27 protein-coding genes are annotated in these 23,360 nt (G+C 45.0%); 15 read left to right on the top strand and 12 right to left on the bottom strand.

Features of this window, described 5'->3' with window-relative positions; all coding sequences use genetic code 11:
- The 10 genes from RLN88_RS08680 (at nt 1) to RLN88_RS08725 (ending at nt 9,882) form a co-directional block, all read left to right on the top strand.
- Nucleotides 1–2,538: an FtsK/SpoIIIE family DNA translocase gene (locus RLN88_RS08680; protein WP_350220999.1), complete on the top strand. Its 2,538-nt coding sequence runs from the start codon at nt 1–3 to the stop codon at nt 2,536–2,538.
- An 18-nt stretch (nt 2,539–2,556) separates the two neighbouring features.
- Entirely contained in the window at nt 2,557–3,183 is a 627-nt protein-coding gene (gene lolA1, locus RLN88_RS08685; RefSeq protein WP_350221000.1) for an outer membrane lipoprotein periplasmic chaperone LolA1, read from the top strand.
- Between the two features lie 26 nt (nt 3,184–3,209).
- Complete coding sequence (gene rbp / locus RLN88_RS08690; protein ID WP_350221001.1) at nt 3,210–3,506, top strand: RNA-binding regulator; 297 nt, start codon at nt 3,210–3,212, stop codon at nt 3,504–3,506.
- Nucleotides 3,507–3,620: 114 nt separating this feature from the next.
- Entirely contained in the window at nt 3,621–3,836 is a 216-nt protein-coding gene (locus RLN88_RS08695; protein WP_350221002.1) for a hypothetical protein, read from the top strand.
- Nucleotides 3,837–3,935: 99 nt separating this feature from the next.
- Nucleotides 3,936–4,751, top strand: coding sequence for an orotidine-5'-phosphate decarboxylase (gene pyrF / locus RLN88_RS08700; protein ID WP_350221003.1), 816 nt, complete (start codon nt 3,936–3,938; stop codon nt 4,749–4,751).
- A gap of 30 nt (nt 4,752–4,781) precedes the next feature.
- On the top strand, nt 4,782–6,050 hold the full coding sequence (locus RLN88_RS08705; RefSeq protein WP_350221004.1) for a DUF2851 family protein: 1,269 nt from the start codon (nt 4,782–4,784) through the stop codon (nt 6,048–6,050).
- Nucleotides 6,047–7,222: a hypothetical protein gene (locus RLN88_RS08710; RefSeq protein ID WP_350221005.1), complete on the top strand. Its 1,176-nt coding sequence runs from the start codon at nt 6,047–6,049 to the stop codon at nt 7,220–7,222. Before RLN88_RS08705 ends, RLN88_RS08710 begins: the two co-directional genes overlap by 4 nt.
- 35 nt (nt 7,223–7,257) lie before the next feature.
- Nucleotides 7,258–7,896, top strand: coding sequence for a NeuD/PglB/VioB family sugar acetyltransferase (locus RLN88_RS08715; RefSeq protein WP_350221006.1), 639 nt, complete (start codon nt 7,258–7,260; stop codon nt 7,894–7,896).
- A 76-nt stretch (nt 7,897–7,972) separates the two neighbouring features.
- Nucleotides 7,973–8,938 carry an oxygen-dependent tRNA uridine(34) hydroxylase TrhO gene (gene trhO / locus RLN88_RS08720; protein ID WP_350221007.1) on the top strand — a complete coding sequence of 322 codons (966 nt, stop codon included), beginning with the start codon at nt 7,973–7,975 and terminating at the stop codon, nt 8,936–8,938.
- An 83-nt stretch (nt 8,939–9,021) separates the two neighbouring features.
- Nucleotides 9,022–9,882: a nucleoside phosphorylase gene (locus RLN88_RS08725; protein WP_350221008.1), complete on the top strand. Its 861-nt coding sequence runs from the start codon at nt 9,022–9,024 to the stop codon at nt 9,880–9,882.
- Here the strand turns inward: RLN88_RS08725 and RLN88_RS08730 are convergent, their stop codons facing one another.
- The 3 genes from RLN88_RS08730 to RLN88_RS08740 all read right to left on the bottom strand — a co-directional run bounded on the left by RLN88_RS08730 (nt 9,883) and on the right by RLN88_RS08740 (nt 12,042).
- The gene (locus tag RLN88_RS08730; protein WP_350221009.1) at nt 9,883–10,143 is read right to left on the bottom strand and encodes a hypothetical protein; all 261 of its coding nucleotides are present in this window, start codon (nt 10,141–10,143) and stop codon (nt 9,883–9,885) included.
- A 307-nt stretch (nt 10,144–10,450) separates the two neighbouring features.
- Nucleotides 10,451–10,864, bottom strand: coding sequence for an endonuclease domain-containing protein (locus RLN88_RS08735; protein WP_350221010.1), 414 nt, complete (start codon nt 10,862–10,864; stop codon nt 10,451–10,453).
- Between the two features lie 170 nt (nt 10,865–11,034).
- Complete coding sequence (locus RLN88_RS08740) at nt 11,035–12,042, bottom strand: glycoside hydrolase family 113 (RefSeq protein ID WP_350221011.1); 1,008 nt, start codon at nt 12,040–12,042, stop codon at nt 11,035–11,037.
- Here RLN88_RS08740 and RLN88_RS08745 point away from each other — a divergent pair.
- The 4 genes from RLN88_RS08745 (at nt 12,026) to RLN88_RS08760 (ending at nt 15,443) form a co-directional block, all read left to right on the top strand.
- The gene (locus tag RLN88_RS08745; RefSeq protein ID WP_350221012.1) at nt 12,026–12,244 is read left to right on the top strand and encodes a hypothetical protein; all 219 of its coding nucleotides are present in this window, start codon (nt 12,026–12,028) and stop codon (nt 12,242–12,244) included. The two genes, RLN88_RS08740 and RLN88_RS08745, sit on opposite strands and share 17 nt — an antisense overlap.
- 157 nt (nt 12,245–12,401) lie before the next feature.
- Nucleotides 12,402–13,058, top strand: a complete 657-nt coding sequence (locus tag RLN88_RS08750) for a hypothetical protein (RefSeq protein WP_350221013.1) — start codon at nt 12,402–12,404, stop codon at nt 13,056–13,058.
- A gap of 382 nt (nt 13,059–13,440) precedes the next feature.
- Nucleotides 13,441–14,472, top strand: coding sequence for a helix-turn-helix domain-containing protein (locus RLN88_RS08755; RefSeq protein WP_350221014.1), 1,032 nt, complete (start codon nt 13,441–13,443; stop codon nt 14,470–14,472).
- An 80-nt stretch (nt 14,473–14,552) separates the two neighbouring features.
- Complete coding sequence (locus RLN88_RS08760; protein WP_350221015.1) at nt 14,553–15,443, top strand: tetratricopeptide repeat protein; 891 nt, start codon at nt 14,553–14,555, stop codon at nt 15,441–15,443.
- A 41-nt stretch (nt 15,444–15,484) separates the two neighbouring features.
- Here RLN88_RS08760 and RLN88_RS08765 read toward each other — a convergent pair whose 3' ends face one another.
- The 4 genes from RLN88_RS08765 to RLN88_RS08780 are packed head-to-tail and all read right to left on the bottom strand — an operon-like array spanning nt 15,485 to nt 18,493.
- On the bottom strand, nt 15,485–16,264 hold the full coding sequence (locus tag RLN88_RS08765; RefSeq protein ID WP_350221016.1) for a queuosine precursor transporter: 780 nt from the start codon (nt 16,262–16,264) through the stop codon (nt 15,485–15,487).
- Nucleotides 16,254–17,177 (bottom strand): ribonuclease Z, encoded by a 924-nt coding sequence (locus RLN88_RS08770; protein ID WP_350221017.1) that lies wholly within the window; start codon nt 17,175–17,177, stop codon nt 16,254–16,256. The genes RLN88_RS08765 and RLN88_RS08770 overlap by 11 nt, the downstream gene beginning before the upstream one ends.
- A 2-nt stretch (nt 17,178–17,179) precedes the next feature.
- On the bottom strand, nt 17,180–17,548 hold the full coding sequence (locus RLN88_RS08775; RefSeq protein WP_350221018.1) for an STAS domain-containing protein: 369 nt from the start codon (nt 17,546–17,548) through the stop codon (nt 17,180–17,182).
- A 6-nt stretch (nt 17,549–17,554) separates the two neighbouring features.
- Complete coding sequence (locus RLN88_RS08780) at nt 17,555–18,493, bottom strand: phosphoribosylaminoimidazolesuccinocarboxamide synthase (RefSeq protein ID WP_350221019.1); 939 nt, start codon at nt 18,491–18,493, stop codon at nt 17,555–17,557.
- A 47-nt stretch (nt 18,494–18,540) separates the two neighbouring features.
- Between RLN88_RS08780 and RLN88_RS08785 the strand changes: the two genes are divergently transcribed.
- Nucleotides 18,541–19,362, top strand: coding sequence for an alpha/beta fold hydrolase (locus RLN88_RS08785; RefSeq protein ID WP_350221020.1), 822 nt, complete (start codon nt 18,541–18,543; stop codon nt 19,360–19,362).
- 13 nt (nt 19,363–19,375) lie between these two features.
- Here the strand turns inward: RLN88_RS08785 and RLN88_RS08790 are convergent, their stop codons facing one another.
- From RLN88_RS08790 to RLN88_RS08810, 5 genes are all read right to left on the bottom strand, one after another.
- Nucleotides 19,376–19,534 (bottom strand): hypothetical protein, encoded by a 159-nt coding sequence (locus tag RLN88_RS08790; protein WP_350221021.1) that lies wholly within the window; start codon nt 19,532–19,534, stop codon nt 19,376–19,378.
- A gap of 19 nt (nt 19,535–19,553) precedes the next feature.
- The gene (locus RLN88_RS08795; RefSeq protein WP_350221022.1) at nt 19,554–19,715 is read right to left on the bottom strand and encodes a hypothetical protein; all 162 of its coding nucleotides are present in this window, start codon (nt 19,713–19,715) and stop codon (nt 19,554–19,556) included.
- A 188-nt stretch (nt 19,716–19,903) separates the two neighbouring features.
- Nucleotides 19,904–20,062: a hypothetical protein gene (locus RLN88_RS08800; RefSeq protein WP_350221023.1), complete on the bottom strand. Its 159-nt coding sequence runs from the start codon at nt 20,060–20,062 to the stop codon at nt 19,904–19,906.
- Between the two features lie 185 nt (nt 20,063–20,247).
- Nucleotides 20,248–21,255 (bottom strand): 3-oxoacyl-ACP synthase III family protein, encoded by a 1,008-nt coding sequence (locus RLN88_RS08805; RefSeq protein ID WP_350221024.1) that lies wholly within the window; start codon nt 21,253–21,255, stop codon nt 20,248–20,250.
- Between the two features lie 39 nt (nt 21,256–21,294).
- Nucleotides 21,295–23,304, bottom strand: coding sequence for an OmpA family protein (locus RLN88_RS08810; RefSeq protein WP_350221025.1), 2,010 nt, complete (start codon nt 23,302–23,304; stop codon nt 21,295–21,297).
- Nucleotides 23,305–23,360: the final 56 nt, after the last annotated feature.

Consider the following 23,360-nt stretch of genomic DNA (forward strand, 5'->3'; position numbering starts at 1 on the left):
ATGGCAAAGAATACCTATAAGCAAAAGACTGAGAAGAAAGAACGAGCAGGGCTAAAGTTTAACTTTATCGCCGATAGAAAATTCCATTTATTTATTGGGTTCACCCTCCTACTCATCTCCATATTTCTTGGCGTTTCTTTCATTTCTTACCTCAGCACCGGCCAGGCAGACCAGAGTGTGGTAGAAGCCTACACCAATACGAATGTGAAGGAGTCCGGAGCGGAAGTGCAAAACGCTTTTGGGCTCATCGGGGCGATCGCCGCACACTATTTCATCTTCCTGTGGTTTGGTATAGCAGCGATCCTGATCCCGCCCTTCCTGTTCATTATCGCTTATAAAATCATCTGGTATCGAGCTCTATTACCCATTACCAAAACATTCAATTTTGTCGTATTCTACTTGATCTGGCTCAGCCTTGTGATGGGATATTTTCTACTTTCCCAGGAGGAGACTTCCATGTGGGGATTTCTGAGTGGTGGCATTGGCTATGAGCTGGCCATGATTGCCCACAGCCTGATGGGATGGGGAGCGATCCTGTTCATCATTTTTCTTTTCGTGGTATTCAACATGTTCTTCTTTGACATCACCAAAATACCCGCCTTTAGTGCAATACTTCCTTCCTTAGAAAATCTGGTGGGCCAAGTAAAATCCCTAATACCCGAAAAGAAACAAAAAGAGAAAAAGCAGGACATTTCTTCCGTCCTTGATCAGATCAAACGAGAGGTGGAGGACGAGGAAGCCAATCGGGATGAAACTGAAACCTGGGTGGTGAAAAAGATTCCACCAAAGCAGGAAAACAAAGAGGAGAAACCGAATCCTGAGTTTACCATTGACCTACCGGAGTTTAAAAACGAAGAACAGCCTTTGCCAAAAGAGGTGGAGGAGAAAGTCTTCGCCAAAAAAGAAGAGAAACCCACACCTCCACCAGAGGAAAAAGCCCCTATTTCCAAAAATGAAGATTTGGAGGACCTTTCTTTTGAAGTAGAGCAAAAAGAATTTGAAGAAGAAGTAACCGAGCAATCCATCAACTTTGACCCTACCCTAGATCTACCTCGATACAAATTCCCAACTCCATCTCTACTTATCGAATATCCTGAAAAGGACGTGAAAGTTTCCAAGGATGAGCTAGAGCAAAACAAGGATCGGATCATCGAGACGCTGGTCAACTTCAAAATCGGGATTTCCAGTATCAAAGCAACCATTGGCCCAACAGTAACACTTTATGAAATCGTGCCGGAAGCCGGTGTAAAAATCTCTAAGATCAAAAATCTGGAAGATGACATTGCACTTAGTCTTTCCGCATTGGGCATTCGTATCATTGCTCCTATTCCAGGTAGGGGAACAATCGGTATTGAGGTGCCGAATAAGAACCGTGAAATGGTGGACGCACGCTCCGTGATCACTACCAGCAAATTCATGGAAAGTAAAATGGACTTGCCAGTAGTACTCGGAAAAACCATTTCCAACGAGGTGTTTGTAACAGACCTATGCAAGATGCCACACCTCCTGATGGCCGGAGCTACCGGACAGGGTAAGTCTGTTGGTTTGAATATCATCCTTACCTCGCTTCTCTACAAGAAGCACCCATCGCAGCTCAAGCTCGTGCTGGTTGATCCAAAAAAGGTGGAATTGACGCTCTTTAACAAAGTGGAGAAACACTTCCTGGCCAAACTGCCTGATAGTGAAGAAGCCATCATCACCGATACGTCCAAAGTGGTGAATACGCTCAATTCCCTGTGTATCGAAATGGATAATCGGTATGATCTATTGAAGAGTGCGGCATGCAGAAACCTGAAGGAATACAACAAGAAATTTACTGAGCGCAAGCTGAATCCTAACAAGGGGCACAGGTTCTTACCTTACATCGTACTCGTCATTGACGAGCTGGCAGATTTGATGATGACTGCAGGAAAAGAGGTAGAAACACCCATTGCCCGATTGGCGCAGCTTGCCCGTGCGATTGGCATTCACCTGATTGTGGCCACTCAGCGTCCATCCGTGAACGTGATCACGGGTATCATCAAGGCAAACTTCCCGGCAAGGCTATCGTTCAGGGTTACCTCCAAGATCGACTCCCGAACAATTCTGGATGCCGGAGGTGCAGATCAATTGATAGGCATGGGGGACATGTTGCTCTCAATGGGATCTGATATGACCCGTTTGCAGTGTGCATTTGTAGACACCCCTGAGGTAGAGCGTATTTGCGAATTTATCGGAGAACAGCGCGGCTATGACGATGCATATCTTCTCCCTGAATATGTTGGAGAAGGAGAAGCCGGGATTGGAGAAGTAGATCTTTCGGACAGGGATTCACTATTTGCAGATGCTGCTCGTTTAATCGTTATACACCAGCAAGGCTCTACTTCATTGATCCAGCGGAAGATGAAATTGGGTTATAATCGAGCAGGTAGACTCATTGATCAACTTGAAGCTGCAGGAATCGTTGGACCATTTGAGGGCAGTAAGGCCCGGGAAGTACTCATCCCTGACGAACACAGTTTGGAACAGTTATTGTCTGAGATAGAAATCAAATATTAAGAATCAGGAAATCAAGAAATGAAAAAGCTTATACTAGCATCCCTTTCAATTATCATGTTATGTCAGGTTCGCGCACAGTACGATCCCGAAGCACTGGCGGTGCTGGATGCGATGAGCAATAAATACAAGAAAGTAGAGGCATTCCAGGCGGCATTTTCCCAGCAACTCACCAATGAAAGTGCCGGACTGAATGAGACCATATCAGGACAAATTGCCGTGAAAGGAGATATGTACGTACTGGATGTGGCAGGTCAGCGCATCTTCAATAATGGCACAGATGTTTACAATTACAGCCCGGAGATTAAAGAAGTGACCATCAGTTCCTACGACCCGGAAGAATCAGAAATCACAATTGGAAACGTGTATGATTTGTATAAGGATGGTTTCAAATATGCACTTGCATCCAAAGAAGCAAACGGAGACCGAATAATAGAACTGGATCCGGAAAGCAGGGAAAAAAGCTATTTCAAGATTAGAATGACGATTAATGCTAAGGATGAATTGAAATCTTTTACTGTATTTGAGCGCACTGGCAACAGATATATTTACACCATCAACTCCTTTACTCCTACCAATCTTAGTGACAGTTATTTCACTTTTGACACCTCAAAATATCCAAATGTTGAGGTGATTGACTTTCGTTAGTATAGAATCTCAAAAAAAGCATACCTTTGTTGCGTTCAGAACAAGTCTGGGCGAGTTTTAATTTTTTATTTTTTTTAATGAACATTTTTGTAGCTAAGCTTAATTATGCAACTTCAGAAGACGCATTAAGACAAGCATTTGAAGAATTCGGAACAGTAGATTCCGCGAAAGTTATCATGGACAGAGACACTCAGAGATCGAAAGGTTTCGGGTTTGTAGAAATGCCAAACGATGACGAAGCTAAACAGGCAATCGCAAGCCTAAACGAAACAGAATTAGATGGCAGAACCATCGTTGTAAAAAAAGCAAACCCGAAAGGGTAAGCCTCAAAACAGATTCTAAGTTTTTTTTGATTTTTATATAATTGCTCGTGTGGAAACTTTTCTGCACGAGCATTGTTTTATATAATTGTTACGCACAAATAAAATTTTATTGATTTGGCTAGACCTGCAACTACTCCGGTAAAACTTAAAGACGGATATTACATAGAGCTCCGACACAAGGGTGAAAGAAAAGGAATCAAACTAAGAAGCGAAACGATTCCGGAATTGCACCAGTCCATCAAAAAGTACGAAAAGCTTTACGACATTCACTTCTATGGCGAAGTAAAAAAGGGAAAAGTCGTAAACGATAAGCTTCCTGAGCTTAAATAACCCAGTAATCATACGTAAACTTCAGCATCTGAATTCAAGGATATTGGGAGAAGTATGTCCAAGGTGAAATTCTTAACTTAGCCAAAAAATCACCCTCAGATGACCCGTCAACAGCTTTTTGAAAAGATCAAAGAAAAGGAATCCTTTCTGTGCGTAGGACTGGATACCGACATCAAAAAAATACCCGATCATCTCAAGTCTGCTGACGATCCCATTTTCGAATTCAACAAGCAAATCATTGATGCCACACACCAATATGCAGTAGCATACAAACCAAACACCGCATTCTACGAAGCGCAAGGTGCAAAAGGCTGGGAGTCACTCCAAAAGACACTTGCGTACATCCCGGAAGGCATTTTTACGATCGCTGATGCAAAGCGTGCTGATATTGGCAATACATCCTCTATGTATGCCAGGGCCTTCTTTGAAACGATGGATTTCGATTCAGTAACAGTCGCCCCTTACATGGGGGCTGATTCAGTAAAACCTTTCCTGGAATTTGACCGGAAATGGGTGATTATCCTAGCAGCCACCAGTAATCCCGGAGGGCTCGATTTTCAGGATGTAATCGTAAGTGTGGATGGCGAAAAACTTTATGAGCGGGTCATTCGAAAAAGTGCAGAATGGGGCAATGCCAACAATACCATGTATGTAGTGGGGGCTACCAGGCCGGAGGCACTTATAGGCATTCGCCGAATGGTGCCTGAGCATTTTCTTCTTATCCCAGGCGTTGGTGCACAGGGGGGCGATCTAAATGCCGTGTGCAAGTATGGCATGAACAAGCAATGTGGATTGCTCGTCAATTCCTCCAGGGGGATTATTTATGCTGACTCTACAGAAAATTTTGCCAAAGCTGCCGGAGAAGAAGCGCATAAAATACAACTCCAAATGGCTGAAATACTTCAGCGATTATAGCACACGTCGTATCTTAGGAGGCTAATCGTTATGGACGAGCAGTTTCTCCACTATATCTGGAAGTATCAGAAATTTGTAAAAGCTCCGGTGCAAACCACAGGCGGGCACGATATTTCCATTTTCAGCACGGGAAGCCACAATCACGACTCAGGGCCGGATTTCGAAGAAGCCCGTATTAAGATTGGGGATATCGAATGGGCCGGCCAAGTGGAAGTTCACATCAACTCGTCCGATTGGATTCGTCACAATCATCAAACCGATGCTGCATACGACAATGTCATTTTGCATGTAGTATGGAATCACGACAAAGAGATCACGGTTAATAGCCAACCATTACCTACGCTCGAGCTTAAAAATAATGTTGACCTTGAACTGTTGAATAAATACAAACGTCACATTCATGCCGTGGATGAAATTCCATGTTCGTCGCAACTACCCGGTATCCATTCACTGACCATTTCCGGGATGCTGGATCGAACCATGATAGATAGGCTGGCATCTAAGGCAGAAAGGATTTTACAAATTCTGAGCAAAACGAATAATGACTGGGAGGAAGCGACCTATCGTACACTGGCTCCCAACTTTGGATTCTCTACCAATAAAGAAGCCTTCGTTCGACTAACAGAGCTACTCCCCTTTTCAAGGTTGAAGAAAGCATTGCAAAGTGCAAAATCAACAGAAGCACTACTATTTGGCCAGGCTGGATTTTTAGACGAAGTACAGGATGATTATCAGAAGTCCCTCAAGGAAGAATTTTCCTATCTCCGACAAAAGTTTCAATTGGTCGACCCCATGGTAAAGCCTCAATGGAAATTTGGAAAACTACGGCCTGCCAACTTTCCTTCGGTTCGTATTGCGCAGCTTGCATCGCTACTTCATCGGCACCCAAAACTCTTTTCACTTCTCATAGAAACAAAAGATTTAAAAGTGCTCAAAAAAGAATTGTTGGTTGAAGTCAGTGACTATTGGCAGACTCATTATGACTTTGGAAAGGCAAGGAAAACACCTTCCGCATCCATGGGGATCAGTTCGTTTGAAAACCTGCTGATCAACTCCGTCGCTCCTCTTTTGGCCGCTTATTCCAAGTACACAGACAATCAGGATTTTATGAATCGAGGAGTGGAGCTGCTGGAATCGCTTGCTTCGGAGAAAAACCGAATCACCAAAAAATGGGGATCAGTAGGGATCAAACCCAAATCGGCATTTGACTCCCAGGCATTGATTGAGCTATTTAGCAACTATTGCAAGCGAAGAAGGTGCCTGCAGTGTAATATTGGTGTAGAAATTTTAACTAAGTGATCCATTGGTTTCTACATATCGTCAGTATAAGCATCCTTGCTTACCTCGGATTCAGATTCATTAAAGCTGAGCTACCCACCTGGGTCTATTGGCTTGCCCTCGCCCTGAAGCTGTGCGCAGGAATTGTGCTCGGACTGATATTCTTCGAATACTATGGTTCGGGAGATACTATTGCCTTTTTTGAGAGTGCGCTGAGTTTCCAAAGCGATAATCTGGACGGTCAACCGAGAACCCAGTTTTTTATCCATTTCATTCGGCCCATAGTGTGGGTATCCGGTGGCTCCTATTGGATTACTTCACTTTATCTCTCGCTGATCAGCTTTATTGGTACCTGGTATAGTGTGACCATCCTTAGCAGATTATACCCTGAAGTAAAAGCGGTGATTGTTTTTTGTTTTCTTTTCATTCCTTCGGTAGTCTTCTGGTCATCAGGGCTTATCAAAGACAGCCTGGCTTTTGCGGCAGTCGCCATTGCGGTCGCTATGATCATTAAGCTCTATAGATCCTCACGATCAACCCCTTTAGAGATCATACTCCTTCTTGCTTCTTCCGTGATCCTTCTTAAGATCAAGCACTATTTGTTTATCACATTCCTGCTATTTGCAGGTATTTTGATTTCTATTCAGATCTTTAGAAAACTAGGGAAAAAATGGAGCATCCTTTTGTCCCTGGCAATATTGTCCTCAGTACTGATCGCCACACAGTTTGTACACCCCTATTTGGAAATTGACAGAATACCCTGGACACTCTATGAGAATAATCAGGCCATTTTGAAAAAATCCGATCCTGAAGACAGGATAGATTTGGAGATGAAAGGAGATCAGTGGAAAGACATCTTCACAAACCTACCAAAAGCCCTTCAAGCCGGTCTGCTTAGACCTTCGGTTTTGGATAAGACACCTATCTGGGGGTGGATTCACAGAATAGAAAATTTGGCACTCACTACGCTCATGATCATGTCACTGATACTCATAATCAAACAGAAACCAGTACTAGACTGGCCATTAATCCTGGCGGCTGGTTTTTGCATATTCCTGCTTGCGATTATGCTCCCACTTTCCACCCCAAACTTTGGCACGCTGGTCAGGTACAAAAACGCTTACATGCCCTATCTCCTTATGATCAGCAGTATACTGCCATATCACTACTTCACTTCTCAAACGGAAGAATAATCGCTAATTTTGCGCCCTCAAAACAACGAAGGGACATGGAAAAACCGGTTATCATTTTCGGATCAACAGGACTAGCAAAAGCCGCACTCGAAATCTTCAACTCCAACAACATTGTGGTCTATGGCTTTCTGGACGATGATGAAAAAACACACAACACAGAGATCAACACCGTTTCAGTTTTAGGTGCTACGGATGATCACGGATTCACCAAGTTGATCGGGCAGAAGTGTGAAGCTTTCATAGCTACCGACGACAATGCCTTGCGGAAAGAGTATGTGGAGTACCTGACCGAAACCCGAAAGGTAATGCCCATGAATGCTATCCACCAGTCGGCATCTGTTTCAAGCTCCTTCAGCATTGGGCATGGCAATTTTGTGAATGCCGGAGCTGTACTTTCCAATGACTCCAAAATGGGCAATCACAATGTGATCAATACGAAAGCGATTATCGAACAAGAAGTGGAAATAGGTGATTTCGTGCAGATTGGTGCGGGATCCATCATCAACACCAGGGTGAAAATCGAAAATGAAGTTTTCATCGGGTCAGGGGTGACCGTGGTAGCAGGGGTGAAAATCGAGAAAGGCGCCCGTATTGGCGCTGGCTCTGTGGTGGTTGGAGATGTGAAGAAGGGGCAGACTGTTTTTGGGAATCCGGCTCAGCCAATTAACAAGTGATAATTGACAATTATCCATTATCAATTTTAAATTTGCATTTCATTTTAACACCCTGCTGAAACAGGGCCTGGTTAGTATGGAAAAACACTACGTATTACTCTATTACTGCTACAGTAAGATCGAAAACCCTGAAGAGTTCAGGGAAGAACATCACAAACTTTGCCTGGATCTCGACCTCAGAGGAAGGATCATTGTGGCCGAAGAAGGCCTGAACGGAACCGTGTCAGGCACCCAAGAAGCGTGCGAAAAATACATGCATGCGGTGACCAGCGATCCCCGATTTGCCCATACGGAATTTAAAGTGGATGTAAATGATCAGCCAGCATTTGAAAAAATGCACGTTCGGGTAAAACCTGAGATCGTGCACAGCTCATTGCAGCACATCAATCCCAACGAACGAACCGGTGGCTATGTAGAGCCTGAGGAATTCAGAAAGATTTTGAAAGAAGAAAGCGAAGATGTTATCATCCTGGATGTTCGTTCCAATTACGAGCATATGATCGGCAAATTCAAGAATGCCATCACCCTGGATATCGACAACTTCCGTGACTTTCCTGAGAAGATTGAGGAACTGAAGAAGTATAAAGACAAAAAAATTATCACCTATTGCACCGGAGGCATCAAGTGCGAAAAGGCCAGCGCCTATCTCTTGGAGCAAGGGTTTGAAAATGTACATCAGCTTCATGGTGGCATCATCAAATACGGACTGGAAGCTGACGGTGAAGACTTTGAGGGTAAGTGCTACGTGTTTGACAACCGCATTGTGAAGGAGGTAAACCAAGTAAATCCAAGCATTGTGTCCAGATGCTATGTGACCGACGAGCCATGCGATCGGATGGTCAATTGCGCCAACCCGCATTGCAACATGCACATCCCTATGAGTGAGAAGGGTGCGGAAATATTCAAGGGATGTTGCTCTGAGGAATGCATGAACAATCCTGACACCCGACCGTATGATGGAACAGGCTTTTATCAGAAAAAGATGAACGGATACAATCCGTACAAAGGACTGAAAAGAAAGCCCGCTTCTCAGGAACTCTAATTTCCTGGCCAGACTTTCAAAAATTAATCGGATCAAACCAGTTTCCTGATTACCTTTAGGAGGCTTACTAACTAAACCTGGCTATGCCTCATTCGTATTCGGAGACCGATCTCATTCTCAATCCAGACGGGAGTGTGTATCATCTGAGCCTCCGGCCAAAAGACATCTCAGACAAGATCATCGTGGTTGGCGACCCGGGCAGAGTCCATCGGGTCTCACGCCATTTCGATTCGGTAGATTTCGAGATGAACAAACGGGAGTTTATTACCCATACGGGAAAGTACAAAGGAAAGCGAATCACTGTGATAAGCTCTGGAATGGGCACAGACAATGTGGAGATTCTGATGACTGAGTTGGATGCACTGTTTAACATTGACCTGGTACATCGCCAACCCAAACCACGGAAAAAAAAGCTCCAGATCATACGGATAGGTACGTCAGGCACAATCAGGGATGACATCAAAGTAGGCAGCCATCTTGCCACCGAATACGCCATCGGACTGGACACAATCATACAGTTTTATACACACAAGCATACGGGCGTGGAACGAAGGATCATCAAGAAGCTGCGAGAGGAGCTCGACTTGCATTACACTCCCTATTGCTTCAAAGGGTCTACTGCCCTCTTCGAGAAATTCAAGGACTGTACCATCGCCGGGAATACGGTGACTTGTCCGGGATTCTACGCACCACAGGGTCGTGAATTGCGAATCCCGATCCGCTACAAAGACATCATCCAAAAGATGCAATACTTCCACGAAGAGGACATATGGATTACCAATCTGGAAATGGAAACTGCCGGGTATTATGCCTTCGGCAAGCTGCTTGGCCATGAGATGCTCAGCCTGAATGCGATCATGGCCAATCGTATCAAAGGGCAGTTTGCCAAAGACCCCAATAAGATCATCGATAGCCTGATCAAGAAGGTGCTGGAGAGAATCTAGCTACTTAAAAAGGGAGGTGAACGCTTTGTTCATCGCAGCTGCAGCTTCATTGAGATGCTCGCGGGCTTGTTGCCACTTTTCACCTGAATTGGAAGACCGTATCTGCTCCTCAATCTTTTCCTTCTGCTTTTTCAATCGCTCGATGTGCCCCTCCATGTCATCCGATACTTTGCCGTCGGCCTCCCTGGCCTCCGCCACGAGGTGATCGATTTTCTTGCCCAGCTCGGCAAGGATATCTTCTACTTTTCGCTTCTCACTCATAGGATGTAAGGTTGAAATGGGAATTTAATGGATTTCATAATTACGTGGTAATACTAAGAAGTCTGTCACCCCCTTTTCATTCCCCCTCAAGGGGAAAATGTATGTGCCAAAGTAGGCAATTCCTCTTATCTGATTGAAGTGAATAACCTTCAAAAATTAATTGCTGGTTGCAGGGAATCAAATTTTCCCTGCGAAGGGGCTAAGCCAAAAAGTTCCCCTCGAGGAGCCAAAGTAACAGTTCCCCCTTGAGGGGCTAAAACCCGAAAACTTTCCCCCTTGAGGGGGTTAGGGGGTGATATGCTGGAGGTCAGGGGGTGATGCGCTGGAGGTCAGGGGATGACTCCTCCCTGTCCAAAATCCAATTCTCGATTGTTCGGCAAACGTTGTTAATGTCATTAAGTACTTCCGAATCCTCAAATCTTAATACCTCAAAACCAAGTGATCTCAATGCTCCCTCCCTTTCTTGGTCCTTTTCCACTACCTCTTCAAATTGATGTGTATACCCATCCACTTCAATAATCAGCTTCAATTCTTTGGAAAAGAAGTCGACAATGTAATTAGCGATTGGTCTCTGCCTGAGAAAACGATACCCCATCATTCTATTTTCAGAGAGCAATTCTCTCCATAGTACAGTCTCTGCCTTTGTCGGGTTTTTTCGGAGATTTCTTGCAAGGGCCTTCAGGTCTTTGTTGTAGTGGTTATTGGAGTATTTCTTTTGCATTGGTTTGAATAGTTATCACCCCCTTTTCATTCCCCCTCAAGGGGGAAATGTATGTCCCAAAATAGGCAATTCCTCTTATCTGAAGAATTTAGTCCCCCCTTGAGAGGGCTAGGGGGTGATATGCTGGGGGCTAGGGGGTGATATACTGAAGGTCAGGGGGTGACTCCCATTTAATCCTTTCCATACCATCTTGCAATCACCTCCTCTGCTGGCTTCCCCTGAGGGGTCCATTCTGTGCCTCGCATCCCCCAGTGGCGTGTGGTAAAGTGCCATTTCCAGAAGAACCCTCCTGCCCACCAGTTTTCATTTTCAAACGCCTGAAAGGTCGCCTCATACGCATCGGCCTGTAGCTGCTGATTGACGTTTGCTTCAGACTTATTCACCTCCCAGTGACGTCCTGCGGCCCCATTTACACTCTGAAACCCATACTCAGTAAAGAGGATGGGTTTGTCCCACTTTTTAGAAAAAACAGCAAGGCTCTTTTTGATCGGCTCCCACCCGGCTTTGATCTGCTCAATGCTAGGGTGATCCCCATCTGCTAGGGGGAAATAGGCGTCTATCCCGATGTAATCCACCGCATCCCACCAGGTGATGTTTTCATAGTTGTCCCAATTAGACGCATAGGTGATCTGACCGCTATACACCTCCCGAACCTGCCCGATCAGTGAACGCCAAAACTGCGGCCGCTCCTTTGCGGGGATGCGAAACTCCGTACCGATGCACAGCATCTCCACCTGCATGGAGTCGGCTTTCGCGGCATGTTTCATAATGTATCGGGTGTAGTCGGCCTCCCATAGCTCCCAGTCTGCCTCGGTGCTTAGGGTAAAATCCCCCACCCATCCGGCTCCCTGCGCCCACACGTGCGGCTTCACCATCACCTTCAGTCCATGATCGTGGGCATACTGTATGAGTGTGCAGTTGCCCGCTGAGTGCTCCCCCCACCACTGATGAGAATGATCGAAAGAAACCCGTGGCTCACCCTCACGGGAAAAGGCATACGGGATCAAAGCGACCCACCGGGCATTCACCCGCTTCACCTCCCCCATGGTAGCCGCTTCGATCGGACGGGGCGGGTTCACCAGGCTGACGCCATGGATGCGGGTGGCTGGCCTCTCCGGCAATATGACCATGGCCAACCCGCTAAACACCAGCAAAACAAGGATGATGACAATACGCATGATGGAAAGATACGGGAAGTTATTGGTGGAAGTTGGAGGAGTTTCTCAGTCGGAGAAGGTAAAGATTTCTCACCTCGCTCGAAATGACAGAAGGGGTCGGGTCGGTGAAAGGTTAGCTACATACTGGCACAAGCGTCCGCTTGTGCTAAAACCAAGCAATGAAGATTCCGGCTCAGGACTGCCGCTGGTAGGGCCGGAATGACGCTTCGGGCTTAGCGTTCCTCAATCACCTCAAGACGGGAAATGATTTCAATCACCCCCTTTATCCCCCTCAAGGGGGAAATGATCTCAATCCCACCAGCGCAAGCGTTCGCTCATTAGGTGATGGATAACGCCGTTTTGGGTATATTTATGGAGAAATGGGACATGAAAGAATAGGCTATCTACCCAAATCCAAAAAGTGGAGATCAATTGTCGAAGAAGTGGCCAATTTTACTTCTGATGAAGACACCATTGCCAAAATAGCAAATCAAACCACCAAAAATGTCCTTAAGCGTTACGACAATATTGAATCTGATCAGGGAGTTTTATCTGCGTTTAAATTCCTAGTTCTCCTATCTAAATCTGCTCGTGAAAAAGATTCAAGTGATTTTTTAGCAGAACATGGCATAGATCTTCCAAGGAATTTTAACCTGCTAAAACTATCCAAAGAAATAAGAGACTTTATTGATCAAAATACTGAGTCAAAGGAATATTCATCATTCGCAAATCATGCGCTGATTGACACAATAAGTCAGTGGTCTCAAAAGAATAGAATTCAGACTCAAATTCAGTTCGAAACAGATCAGAATTCTTTTGATGAATGGAAGTCTGCAGCCAGCGCAAGTGGGTTTTGCGAACTCTCGAGAATGTTCTTTGCGAACTTTACAGATACTTACTTAAAGTATTTCTTAGAGAGAGAGGCATCAGCTAACATTAACAATCTATTTGACAGGGACACTTTCAATAAAAAGCTGGAAAATCATTTAAATGAGATATCCAAGCACGCATTTGAAACCGCTAAAATCCCCAACTAGCGCAAGCGTCCGCTTGTGCTAAAAACCAAACGATCAAGATTTTCGGCTTGGCGTTCCTCCATTTCCATCACCCCCTTCGTCCCCCTCAAGGGGGAATGGTGGTAAGTAAAAAGTTCCCAAGAGTCACATAAACCACTTACATCACTGCATGAAGCCCTTACATCAAAGCAATAACCACTTAAATGATCGCAAAAGGCATTTACATTGAAGCAAAGACATCTTACATCATTGCAAGAACCTGTTACATCCCTGCAAGGCCTGCTTGCATCGCAACAATGAGTACTTACATGAATGCAAAGAGTAGTTGCATCACTGCAAAGACCATTTACATGATCGCATAAGTACCTCTCCCCTTCCGGTTGTTTTTCAGTAAATTCACTTCATGGAGCCTTCCTTCAATAGCTGGACGATCATCTTCCTCATTGCAGCCATGCAGGGGGTGTTTCTGAGTGTCCTGCTCTTTGCCAGGCGTTCGCAAACCAATAGCCTGCTGGGGGCACTCATCCTGAGCTTCAGCATGTGCATGATCTACTATGTCATCTTCTGGACGGGCTATTTCCGGGTACTTCCCTGGCAGTTGGGAGCCGCACAGGGCCTCACGTTTTTGTTTGGCCCCCTCACCTATTTCTATCTTCGCTCAGATCGCAGGTCATCGTATATTCAGTATTGGCATTTTATTCCCTTTGCTCTTTACGTCCTTCATTTCATGGCAGACGCCCCGCCTCGCCTGATCAACGGGTTTGTCATCGCCATGGTGCAGGTACTTCATCTGGCGGCTTACACTACGGCTATTTTCCTGTGGCTTTCGCAAAACAAAGGCTACAGCAATGGCGCGCTCAGGCAATATAGATGGCGGAAAAAAGTGGCCTGGGCATTTACTGGTTATTCGGCGAGCTTCCTGCTCTATTATGTGATGGTATGGACCGGCCTTCTGCAAATCGAATACGACTACATGATCTCGCTGGCTTCCTCCTTTTTTATCTACTTCATCGGCTATCATGGTTTTCAAAAACAGGAAGTGCTGAAGATGAATGAAAGCACCCGCTACGACCGGTCGGCCCTCAATGAATCCGCCAGCCACTCCATCGCCAAAAGGCTGAGGGAGCTAATGGAAATAGAAAAAATCTATCTGCAGAGTTCGCTAAAACTGCAGGACGTGGCAGACAAACTGGAACTACAGCCGCACCATATCTCCCAGGTGATCAACGAGCAGGAGGAGAAGCATTTCTCGGATTTCATCAATACCTATCGAATAGCTGACGCCAAAAGATTGCTCATCGGATCTGATCACAAGATCATCCATGTAGCATACGATACCGGTTTCAACAACAAGGCCTCCTTCAACAATGCCTTCAAAAAACACACTGGTATGTCGCCGAGTGAGTACCGTGAGTTTCATGCAGTCCCAGCCTAAAATCAGGTAAAATATTATCGGATTAGACCTCTTTGACTTCCACTGAGCATAGGTTGCTAGTGATTATCAAAACAATACAAATGAAAAAGATCATTCTACTCATCGCATTCATGGCAGCAATGGAACTCAATGGACAAACACTCATGGAAAGTGCAACAGAAAAATTTAATAATCAGGACTGGGCTGGTGCGGTAAAGGATTACACCAAATACCTGAAGAAAAACACAGACGACTCGGCAGCCTGGTATAACCTCGCTACCAGCCAGAAAAATCTGGAGAATTATGATGAAGCGCTTAGCAGCTTCGCCAAAGCCAAAGAGACTAATTTCAACCCATTTTTTGTGGATTTCAATGTGGCTAAAATCTACGCGCTCCAAGGTGATGCTGGCATGATGTACCAAACACTCGAATCTGCAGCGGCCAACGGGCTTTTCGCCTATGCCCGGTTGCAATCGGATACGGAGTTTGCCCCGTATCAGGACGAAAAGCGATTCAAGGAAGTGCTGAGTAAAGTAGAATTGAATGCATACCCCTGCCTCAGCGATCCGGATTGCAGACATTTTGATTTCTGGATTGGGGAGTGGGATGTCTATGTAGGGCCGAGAAAGGTGGGTGATAATTCCATCACGATGGCCCAGGGCGGTTGTGCAATCCATGAAAACTACATCACTGCAGGAAACTACTCCGGTCAAAGCATCAATTTCTACAGCCCGGTGGATAAGAAGTGGCACCAGCACTGGGTAGGTAGCGGTGGGGATGTCTACAACTATGTAGAGACCAAACGTGAGGAAGGTATGCTACAGTTCGTCAGTGATTTTATGACTCCTCAGGGCACGGTGACACTTTCCAGGCTGACGTTCACGCTCAATGAAGATGGAACGGTGAGGCAGCTTTTTGAGAGCTCTTCGGATGAAGGGAAAACCTGGACACCCGCCTTTGACGGACTGTATAAGCGAAAAGAATCCAATTGATCTAAAGGGATGTTCCCCCTTGAGGGGGCCAGGGGGTGACCCTAAAAACTACTCTGGCTCGCCTCCTCCTTGATGCGATCTGCGTCCTCCCCCAGGTATCGATCAATCAGAAAATGCCCCAAATAAATCAATGGAGTCAGGGCAATAGCTACAATGAATTTGTAGATGTAGTTGAGTGACCCCACGGACATTACTTGTGAGAAATCCCAACGGCTCCCCGCAGGAGCCAGCAGGTAAAAAGCAATGGCCAGCACCACGAAGCTATCAATAAGCTGAGAGATGAGCGTAGAGCCCGTAGCTCTCAGCCAGATCATCTTCTCACCTGTCACCTTGCGCAGACGCTGAAAGATGATCACATCCAGGAACTGTCCGATCAGGAAAGCGATGATGGAACCGATGATGATCCCCAGGCCTTGCGTAAATATTTTATTGAAAGCAAAGTTCATATTGAAGTAGTTGCCATCCGGATCGGTGCTATTCACATCCAGCCAGAAAGCCGCCGGGCTCAGCTTCGTCACCAGCCAGATCATCAGGAAAGCATATGTGATGCACCCCACAGCGATGAAACTTATTTTTCGCACGCCAGCTTTTCCAAAATATTCATTGATGATGTCTGTGGTGATGAAGACCACCGGCCAGATCATGACCCCAGCAGTCAGGTTGAAATCCAGCGTATAGCCAAAGATGTTGAGGTTGGCAGGCTCCCAACCCAGACTTTGCTCCAGCGAAAAGATCTTTACCCCAATCAGCTCGGCCAGAATGGCGTTGGTGAGAAAGATGGCACCAAGGATGATAAAGAGGTTCTGTTTTTTATTTCCCATCCACAATGAATTTTGTCCCCTCTATGGCCAGCTCCGCATTCGGGAAAATGGCCCGAGCCTCATTAATTATCGGATCCAGCTCTTTATAGCGTGCCGAAAAGTGTCCAAGGATCAACTTACCCACGTTTGCATCCTTCGCAAACTGAGCCGCCTGTTCGGCGGTGGTATGATAGGTCTGCTCCGCCCGGTCTTTCATATCGTTGGCAAAGGTCGCTTCATGATACAGCATATCCACCCCCTCTATCATAGACTTCAGTTCAGGTCTAAGCTTGGTATCGGAGAAAAAAGCATAGCTAAAACTCGGATTCGGGTCACTGGTCAGGAGCTTGTTTTCATACTTCACTGATCCGTCTTCATTCAGGATGTCCTGTCCGTCTTTCAGCCTGGAAATATCCAGGTGGGACAGTTTCACATCCTCCATCATTTTCCGGTCAATGCGGCGCTTCTTTGGTTTTTCCCTAAACAGATATCCTGAGCATGGAACCCGATGATCCATTGGTACGGTAGTCACCGTAAACTTGGGGTGATCCATCACCACCTCAGACTGGCCGGGTTTAAACTCAATGAAACGTATGTGGAAGTTGAGTGAGGTTTCCGAATACCGCAGTTGCAACTGGATGATCTCTGACAATCCCGGAGGCCCAACCAGCAAAAGTTCCTTTTTCCGCCCAAAAAGGTGCATGGTAGACAGTAACCCAATCAAGCCAAAATAATGGTCGCCATGCAGGTGGGAAATGAAGATGTGATCGATGCGAGAAAGCTTGACCTGATGCCGCTTCATCAGTAGCTGGGTGCCTTCCCCACAATCAATAAGAAAATGCTGATCCTGAAGTTTAAATAATTGTGCAGTATGATGCCTGCGATGAGCAAACGCCGCAGAGTTGGATCCGAGTATTAGTAGTTCAAGGCTCAAATTTACTCCGCACCCTGTCCCTTGCTGATCTCTGTCATTAGCACCACATCAGCGGCTTCTTCCTGTCCCGCCACGATAGTCATCACCTTATCCAGCTGGCTGATAGAGATCAGTTTCATCACATGGTCATTTACATTGTAAAGCACAAAAGCACCGGTCTCACCAAAAGATCGATTGCCCACCAACAATGCGCTCAGACCACTGGAATCTACATACTTCACATCTTCCATATTCACGATCAGGCTTTTCACTCCATCCTGAGCCAGGTTCATAAACTCAGACTTCAATTCCGGAGAAATTGTTGAATCAACCTTTTCCTGATTGATTTTAGCCATTGAATAGTTTTCGTATTTGTCTACCGTAAATTCCATAATTCTTTATTCTACAATTTGAGTAATTTTCGCTTTAATTCGGGCTAATTTATCTGAGTATTCGTCTTTAACAAACTTTTCCCCGGAGATGTTCTCATAAAGTTCGATGTATCTCTCTGAGATTTGCTGAATCCGCTCCTGGGTCATTTCCGGTATCTGCTGACCATCCTTGCCTTGAAAACCCTCTGATATCAACCACTGCCTCACAAACTCCTTTGAGAGTTGCTTCTGTGGCTCATTTTTATCAAGCAATGCCTGATATGGTTCGGCATAGAAATATCGGGAAGAATCCGGTGTGTGCACCTCATCAATCAGATATATCTCTCCTTTATACTTCCCAAACTCATATTTAGTGTCCACCAGAATCAACCCTCGCTCAGCAGCTATTTTCGTCCCCCTGTCAAACAGTTTTCGGGTATAGTCCTCCAACTTGAAATAATCCGCCTCTGTCACAATACCCTGTTTCAGAATCTCTTCCCTTGAAATATCTTCATCGTGTCCTTCGGCGGCCTTGGTTGTAGGTGTGATGATTGGTGCAGGAAATTTTTCATTCTCTTTCATCCCATCCGGCATGCGCACACCGCACAGTATGCGTTTGCCATCTCTATACTCACGCCAGGCATGGCCAGTCAGATAGCCTCTGATCACCATTTCCACTTTGAAAGGTTCGCATCGTTTTCCAAAAGTCACATTGGGATGTGGAGAGTTCTCCACCCAGTTCGGTACAATGTCCTTGGTCGCCTCCAGAAATTTCGCTGCAAGCTGGTTTAAAACCTGACCTTTGTAGGGAATCGGCTTGGGCAGCACCACATCGAAGGCTGAGATACGATCCGTAGCGATCATGGCAAGCTTGTCGCCAAATTCATAGACCTCACGAACTTTTCCAGTGTACTTTCCGGTTTGTCCTTTAAATTGAAAATCGGTAGAAATGATGCCTTCAGACATAGACGGCAAATATAGCCCGATGCATACGATTGGCTGAGCTTCCGCAAATGAAAAAATCACTCCTAATAATCGTCCTCATCAGCGCATGCCAGTTTCGGGTTGCGGATGAAGATGCGCGAGAATCACTGGAAGATGTACCGATAGAAATTCGCTTTGGAGACCTGCTTGTAGATGGCCGGAACATGCATTATGCCTACACTGAACAGGAGAAAGATGTTCAACTGGTTTTTATTCACGGGTCGCCCGGATCATGGAATGCATTCATTGATTTTTTTAAGGTCGATTCATTACTCAGGGATTTCGATATGCTTTCTGTGGATCGGCCAGGATTCGGTGATTCCGGTTTTGGAGAAGCTGAGCCCTCCCTGGAAAAGCAGGCTCTTCTAATTGAACGTGTACTAAGCCAATTTCCTAAAAAGAAGCAAATACTTATCGGGCACTCGCTGGGCGGACCGGTAGCAGCCCGCATGGCTATGGACTTCCCAGAAGATTTTGACGGGATTATTTTGGTGGCTCCATCCATCGATCCGTCGCTGGAAGAGGAAGAATGGTATCGGGGTGCGATAAAAACGCAAGTGGGTGCCTTCTTTACTCCTAAAGAATTTGAGGTAAGCAATGACGAAATCCTGGCACTAAGGGGAGAGTTGGAACTGATGCTCCCCTTGTGGGATAAAATAAAGGTACCAACAATTGTCATTCAGGGAACTGAAGATTCGCTGGTACCTAAAGAAAATGCAGCTTTTGCAAAACGTATGATATCAGATTCCTTGCTGGAGGTGAATCTGCTGGATGGGGTCAACCATTTCATACCCTGGACCGACCCTCAGGAAATCACAAAGGCCATCTACCAGTTGATAGACGGCCAATGATTATTCTCCATAGCTAGACGCTGAGCGTCTGTCTCATAAATGTCTCACATTTTTCCTTGCTGCCGATATACAGGATGCTAAAGCCTTTCTTTACCATCCAGTCACCTGTTTGGGATCTTGTCAAATGAATTCGATTCTTGTCTCTTTTTGCGAATAATCTGAAGAAATTCATGGTGAGTATAATTTAAGTTTTACATCATTAAAGTGTTTTCCAGATATAGTTCGCATTTTCTCTTAGAACCTACGTAAAGCGTCCGATGACCCTTTTTCACCATCCACTCACCTGAATCAGCCTTTACAAGCTTGATCCGTGAGGAGTTTCGTTTGCCTGAAAAAAGATCCAAAATGCTCATATCAAGAATAACTTTTATTTAAAAATTGTATGATTTAAATATTAAACATGAATATAATAATAATGTTTCATTAAAAATCATATTTTTTATAAAAATTTTCATATTTAGTAAAAAGCAGGCATAAAAAAAGGCAATGCCTGGTGAGTAGACATTGCCTGTTTGATGAGTATCTCCCTTTGCTGGGTTTTTTACAACGCGTGACTCATGTAGGTCTCACATTTATCTCTTGATCCGATATACAACACAGTTGAACCTTTTCTCACGACCCATTCCCCGGTAGCTTCCTTTTTCAATTTTAGCTGGTTTTCGTCTGTAGACTTTCCAAGTAGAGTTTTAACGAATTTCATCTTTTAGGTTTTTAGATTTTATGGTTGATTATACTTTGCTGGGAACAAATTTAATTATTTCAAGTAAATAATTAAAATAATTAAATAACTTCTTCATAAAATGCAATTAAAAAAAGGATAGACTTTTATTAATCGATGAAAACGTGTGTTTTGTCCAATTGGGAATTAGGATAAAGTAGGCATACCTACCATTTAATTAGGGCTGATGCCCAGGTAAATCCACTGCCAAATGCTGCAAGGCACACCAAGTCCCCTTCCTTTATCTTTCCTTCCTGCCAGGCTTCACTCATGGCTATCGGGATGGAAGCGGCGGTAGTGTTGCCGTATCGCATGATGTTGTTATACACCTGATCGTCAGACAAGCCCATCTTTTTCTGTACAAACTGGCTTATCCTCAGGTTGGCCTGGTGGGGAACCAAAAGACTGATATCTTCAGGTGTTTTATTATTGGTTATGAGAGCCTCTCCTATTACTTCCATAAATCTGGTCACCGCATGCTTAAACACAAAGTTTCCATTCATGTATGGATAGTAGGATGAGTCTTCCGGGTCATTTTCTGCAATGATCTCAGGCACCCATCTTCCGGTGTTGGGTCCGATGAGGGCAAGTTCTTCAGCATGCTTTCCTTCAGAGTGGAGATGCGTCGATAAAATTCCTCTGTTTGGATCTTCGCATCGTGAAACTACAGCAGCGCCTGCCCCGTCTCCAAAGATCACCGTGACACCTCTTCCCCTTGTAGACTTTTCTAATCCCCCAGAGTGATTTTCAGCTCCTATTACCAAAACATTCTTATACATTCCTGTTTTGACAAACTGGTCTGCCACAGATAGCCCATATACGAACCCTGAACACTGATTTCTCACGTCAAGAGCCCCAATTTCCTTGATTCCCAGCTGATCCTGCACCATCACTCCGGGTCCGGGGAAATAGTAATCCGGGCTCAGTGTAGCGAAAATGATAAAGTCAATATCATCAGGGGTAAGCCCGGCATTCTTGATGGCAACTCTGGCTGCTTTGGTACCCATGGTTGATGGGCTATCATCTGTTTTGGGATCTATCCATCTGCGCTCATTGATACCTGTTCGCTCGATGATCCATTCATCACTAGTGTCCATCATTTTGGACAGATCGTCATTGGTCACAACATTATCGGGTACATAATGTCCTAGACCAGCAATAATTGAGATGTACATGCTGCTTATTTTGTCCTAATATAAAAAAAGAGCAGCTATTTACCGGACGATAATTTCTATTCTTCGATTGAGCTCTCTGCCCTCTTTTTCATTGTCATTGGTCGCCATTGGCTGAGACTCACCATACCCCTTGGCGATCATACGATCTACTGCAATGCCATTCTGAACAAGCCAGTTCTTCACCGCATCTGCCCGCTTTTGAGACACCCACAGGTTGGTTTGATCATCGCCAATATTATCCGTATGGCCAGCAATTTCGATCCTCATCTGGGGATACTCGTTCATTTTGTCACGAATGGCCCTCAAGATTGGCAGGCTCTCATCTGTAACTTTTGTGTTTCCAAAATCAAAATAGATATTGCGCACCACCGCCCGATCACTTGGGCTATCCATTCTTCCCAGATCCTGAATTTTGGATTCTTTCCGTGGTTGAGGTGTTTGTACATTTGGTTTTGGGACTGTAGGTGTAGTGGAAGCAGGCCTGGTCGTCACAATCGGCTGCTCAGGCACCTCCCCTATATAAAAATCCTTCAAATAGGTGGTATTTGCACCTCCAGTCGAATGAATTTCAAAATCCTCCAGGCTGATTATCTCCTTGGTGTCATTCATTTTTATCTCGATTTCATACACATCGTCCGCATTGATCTCCATTTGGTATTGACCCTTGTCGTCAATCGGAGAAAAGAAATACATATCTGTGTATTCTATCGGACGGAAGAAAATACGGGCATTGGTGATTGGTTTTCCGGTTGGCCCATCGATCACTCTGCCTTTTACTTTAACGGTGTGTATTTCCCAGAAAAAGAAGATATCATAGTCCCCTATGGTATGGAGTCGATTGGAGGTAAAGTACCCCGACATTTGGTCGTCGTTCAGTTTAAAATGAATTTCATCGTCTGGAGAGTTTACTGGAAAGCCAAGGTTCACCGGTTCTGACCAGGTCTGGCTTACCGTATCAAATTCTGACTTGAAAATATCAAACCCGCCCATAGTCTCATGTCCATCGGAGGCAAAGTAAAGTGTCATCTCGTCGGGACTGAGATACGGGCTATCCTCATTGTATTTACTGTTAATAGAGGTCGCAAAGAGCGCTGGTTTGCTCCATTTACCAGACTCATGGTCTCGATAGGATTGAAATAAGTCCAGATTAGGATTTTTCTTGTTCCCGACATCTTTGGCGAAGATGATCCGATCCTCATGCTCATTGATAAAAAAGTGAGAGCTTAGATGTGTGGAAGATATTTTACTATCAAATTCCTTTGGAGCTGTCCATCCGGTTTTGCTGTCGGTAGGTTCACTGTAAAAAAGGTCACCCCCTTTGTCAGTTCTAAATTGGAACAGCCTGCCATCCTCTGCCACCACTTCAATATTGGAATTATCCCGTGTGAAAGTACCTACATTATAGATCGGTGTTGGCTCAGACCATTTTCTACTCCCCTCGTGCCTGGTGTGATAGATTTGAAACTGGTCAGGATTGCTTTCGTCCCGATTGGAAAGAAACATGAGTTCCTCATTGTCTGAAAAATATACCGGACTTAGCTCAGCCACCTCGGTATTGATACCATTTTCCAGCAAATGGATCTCGTAGAATTCCGGATTGTCCATGTATTTCTTTGCGTTGGTGGCCCAATTGGCCCACCTGCGAGCCTCCTCCATGATTTCATCACTTTTCTTGGCAGGCAGGTTGATGAATTTTTTGAGGGACTCCAGAGCTTCTTCAAACATGTACTCTTTCATAAGAATCCTTCCCTGCCAATAGTAGTAGAATTTATCACGCTCCGCCATGACCGCTTCATAGCCTTCAAATGGTGCCATATCTTCATACTGAGTTATGGAAAGGAGCTTACAGATCTCCATTTTGTATTGGATATCTTCATAATTGGGCTCCACCTCTTCGATTTCCTGGTAGAGCTTCAATGCTTCACCAAACCTCTCCTCGTAGAAGGTTTCCTCCGCGTCACTATACATCTTATAAACTCTCTGAGCCTGCACCTCCACGAATAAAGTAAGGGCTAATGCGGTGCAACACACACGAAAAAAGCTATTCATATTCCACGCTATTATTCTTGTACAAGTTTAATTAAACAAGCCTAAATATCTATGAA

It is taken from the genome of Ekhidna sp., from assembly GCF_040223195.1.
In the GTDB taxonomy this organism is placed as follows: Bacteria; Bacteroidota; Bacteroidia; order Cytophagales; family Cyclobacteriaceae; genus Ekhidna.

Excerpts from the sequence above, each read along its gene's own strand:
- RLN88_RS08680 (WP_350220999.1), top strand. The coding sequence starts at position 1 with ATGGCAAAGAATACCTATAAGCAAAAGACTGAGAAGAAAGAACGAGCA.
- lolA1 (WP_350221000.1), top strand. The coding sequence starts at position 2,557 with ATGAAAAAGCTTATACTAGCATCCCTTTCAATTATCATGTTATGTCAG.
- pyrF (WP_350221003.1), top strand. The coding sequence starts at position 3,936 with ATGACCCGTCAACAGCTTTTTGAAAAGATCAAAGAAAAGGAATCCTTT.
- RLN88_RS08705 (WP_350221004.1), top strand. The coding sequence starts at position 4,782 with ATGGACGAGCAGTTTCTCCACTATATCTGGAAGTATCAGAAATTTGTA.
- RLN88_RS08715 (WP_350221006.1), top strand. The coding sequence starts at position 7,258 with ATGGAAAAACCGGTTATCATTTTCGGATCAACAGGACTAGCAAAAGCC.
- trhO (WP_350221007.1), top strand. The coding sequence starts at position 7,973 with ATGGAAAAACACTACGTATTACTCTATTACTGCTACAGTAAGATCGAA.
- RLN88_RS08725 (WP_350221008.1), top strand. The coding sequence starts at position 9,022 with ATGCCTCATTCGTATTCGGAGACCGATCTCATTCTCAATCCAGACGGG.
- RLN88_RS08730 (WP_350221009.1), bottom strand. The coding sequence starts at position 10,143 with ATGAGTGAGAAGCGAAAAGTAGAAGATATCCTTGCCGAGCTGGGCAAG.
- RLN88_RS08735 (WP_350221010.1), bottom strand. The coding sequence starts at position 10,864 with ATGCAAAAGAAATACTCCAATAACCACTACAACAAAGACCTGAAGGCC.
- RLN88_RS08745 (WP_350221012.1), top strand. The coding sequence starts at position 12,026 with ATGATGACAATACGCATGATGGAAAGATACGGGAAGTTATTGGTGGAA.
- RLN88_RS08740 (WP_350221011.1), bottom strand. The coding sequence starts at position 12,042 with ATGCGTATTGTCATCATCCTTGTTTTGCTGGTGTTTAGCGGGTTGGCC.
- RLN88_RS08750 (WP_350221013.1), top strand. The coding sequence starts at position 12,402 with ATGGGACATGAAAGAATAGGCTATCTACCCAAATCCAAAAAGTGGAGA.
- RLN88_RS08755 (WP_350221014.1), top strand. The coding sequence starts at position 13,441 with ATGGAGCCTTCCTTCAATAGCTGGACGATCATCTTCCTCATTGCAGCC.
- RLN88_RS08760 (WP_350221015.1), top strand. The coding sequence starts at position 14,553 with ATGAAAAAGATCATTCTACTCATCGCATTCATGGCAGCAATGGAACTC.
- RLN88_RS08765 (WP_350221016.1), bottom strand. The coding sequence starts at position 16,264 with ATGGGAAATAAAAAACAGAACCTCTTTATCATCCTTGGTGCCATCTTT.
- RLN88_RS08775 (WP_350221018.1), bottom strand. The coding sequence starts at position 17,548 with ATGGAATTTACGGTAGACAAATACGAAAACTATTCAATGGCTAAAATC.
- RLN88_RS08780 (WP_350221019.1), bottom strand. The coding sequence starts at position 18,493 with ATGTCTGAAGGCATCATTTCTACCGATTTTCAATTTAAAGGACAAACC.
- RLN88_RS08785 (WP_350221020.1), top strand. The coding sequence starts at position 18,541 with ATGAAAAAATCACTCCTAATAATCGTCCTCATCAGCGCATGCCAGTTT.
- RLN88_RS08790 (WP_350221021.1), bottom strand. The coding sequence starts at position 19,534 with ATGAATTTCTTCAGATTATTCGCAAAAAGAGACAAGAATCGAATTCAT.
- RLN88_RS08795 (WP_350221022.1), bottom strand. The coding sequence starts at position 19,715 with ATGAGCATTTTGGATCTTTTTTCAGGCAAACGAAACTCCTCACGGATC.
- RLN88_RS08800 (WP_350221023.1), bottom strand. The coding sequence starts at position 20,062 with ATGAAATTCGTTAAAACTCTACTTGGAAAGTCTACAGACGAAAACCAG.
- RLN88_RS08805 (WP_350221024.1), bottom strand. The coding sequence starts at position 21,255 with ATGTACATCTCAATTATTGCTGGTCTAGGACATTATGTACCCGATAAT.
- RLN88_RS08810 (WP_350221025.1), bottom strand. The coding sequence starts at position 23,304 with ATGAATAGCTTTTTTCGTGTGTGTTGCACCGCATTAGCCCTTACTTTA.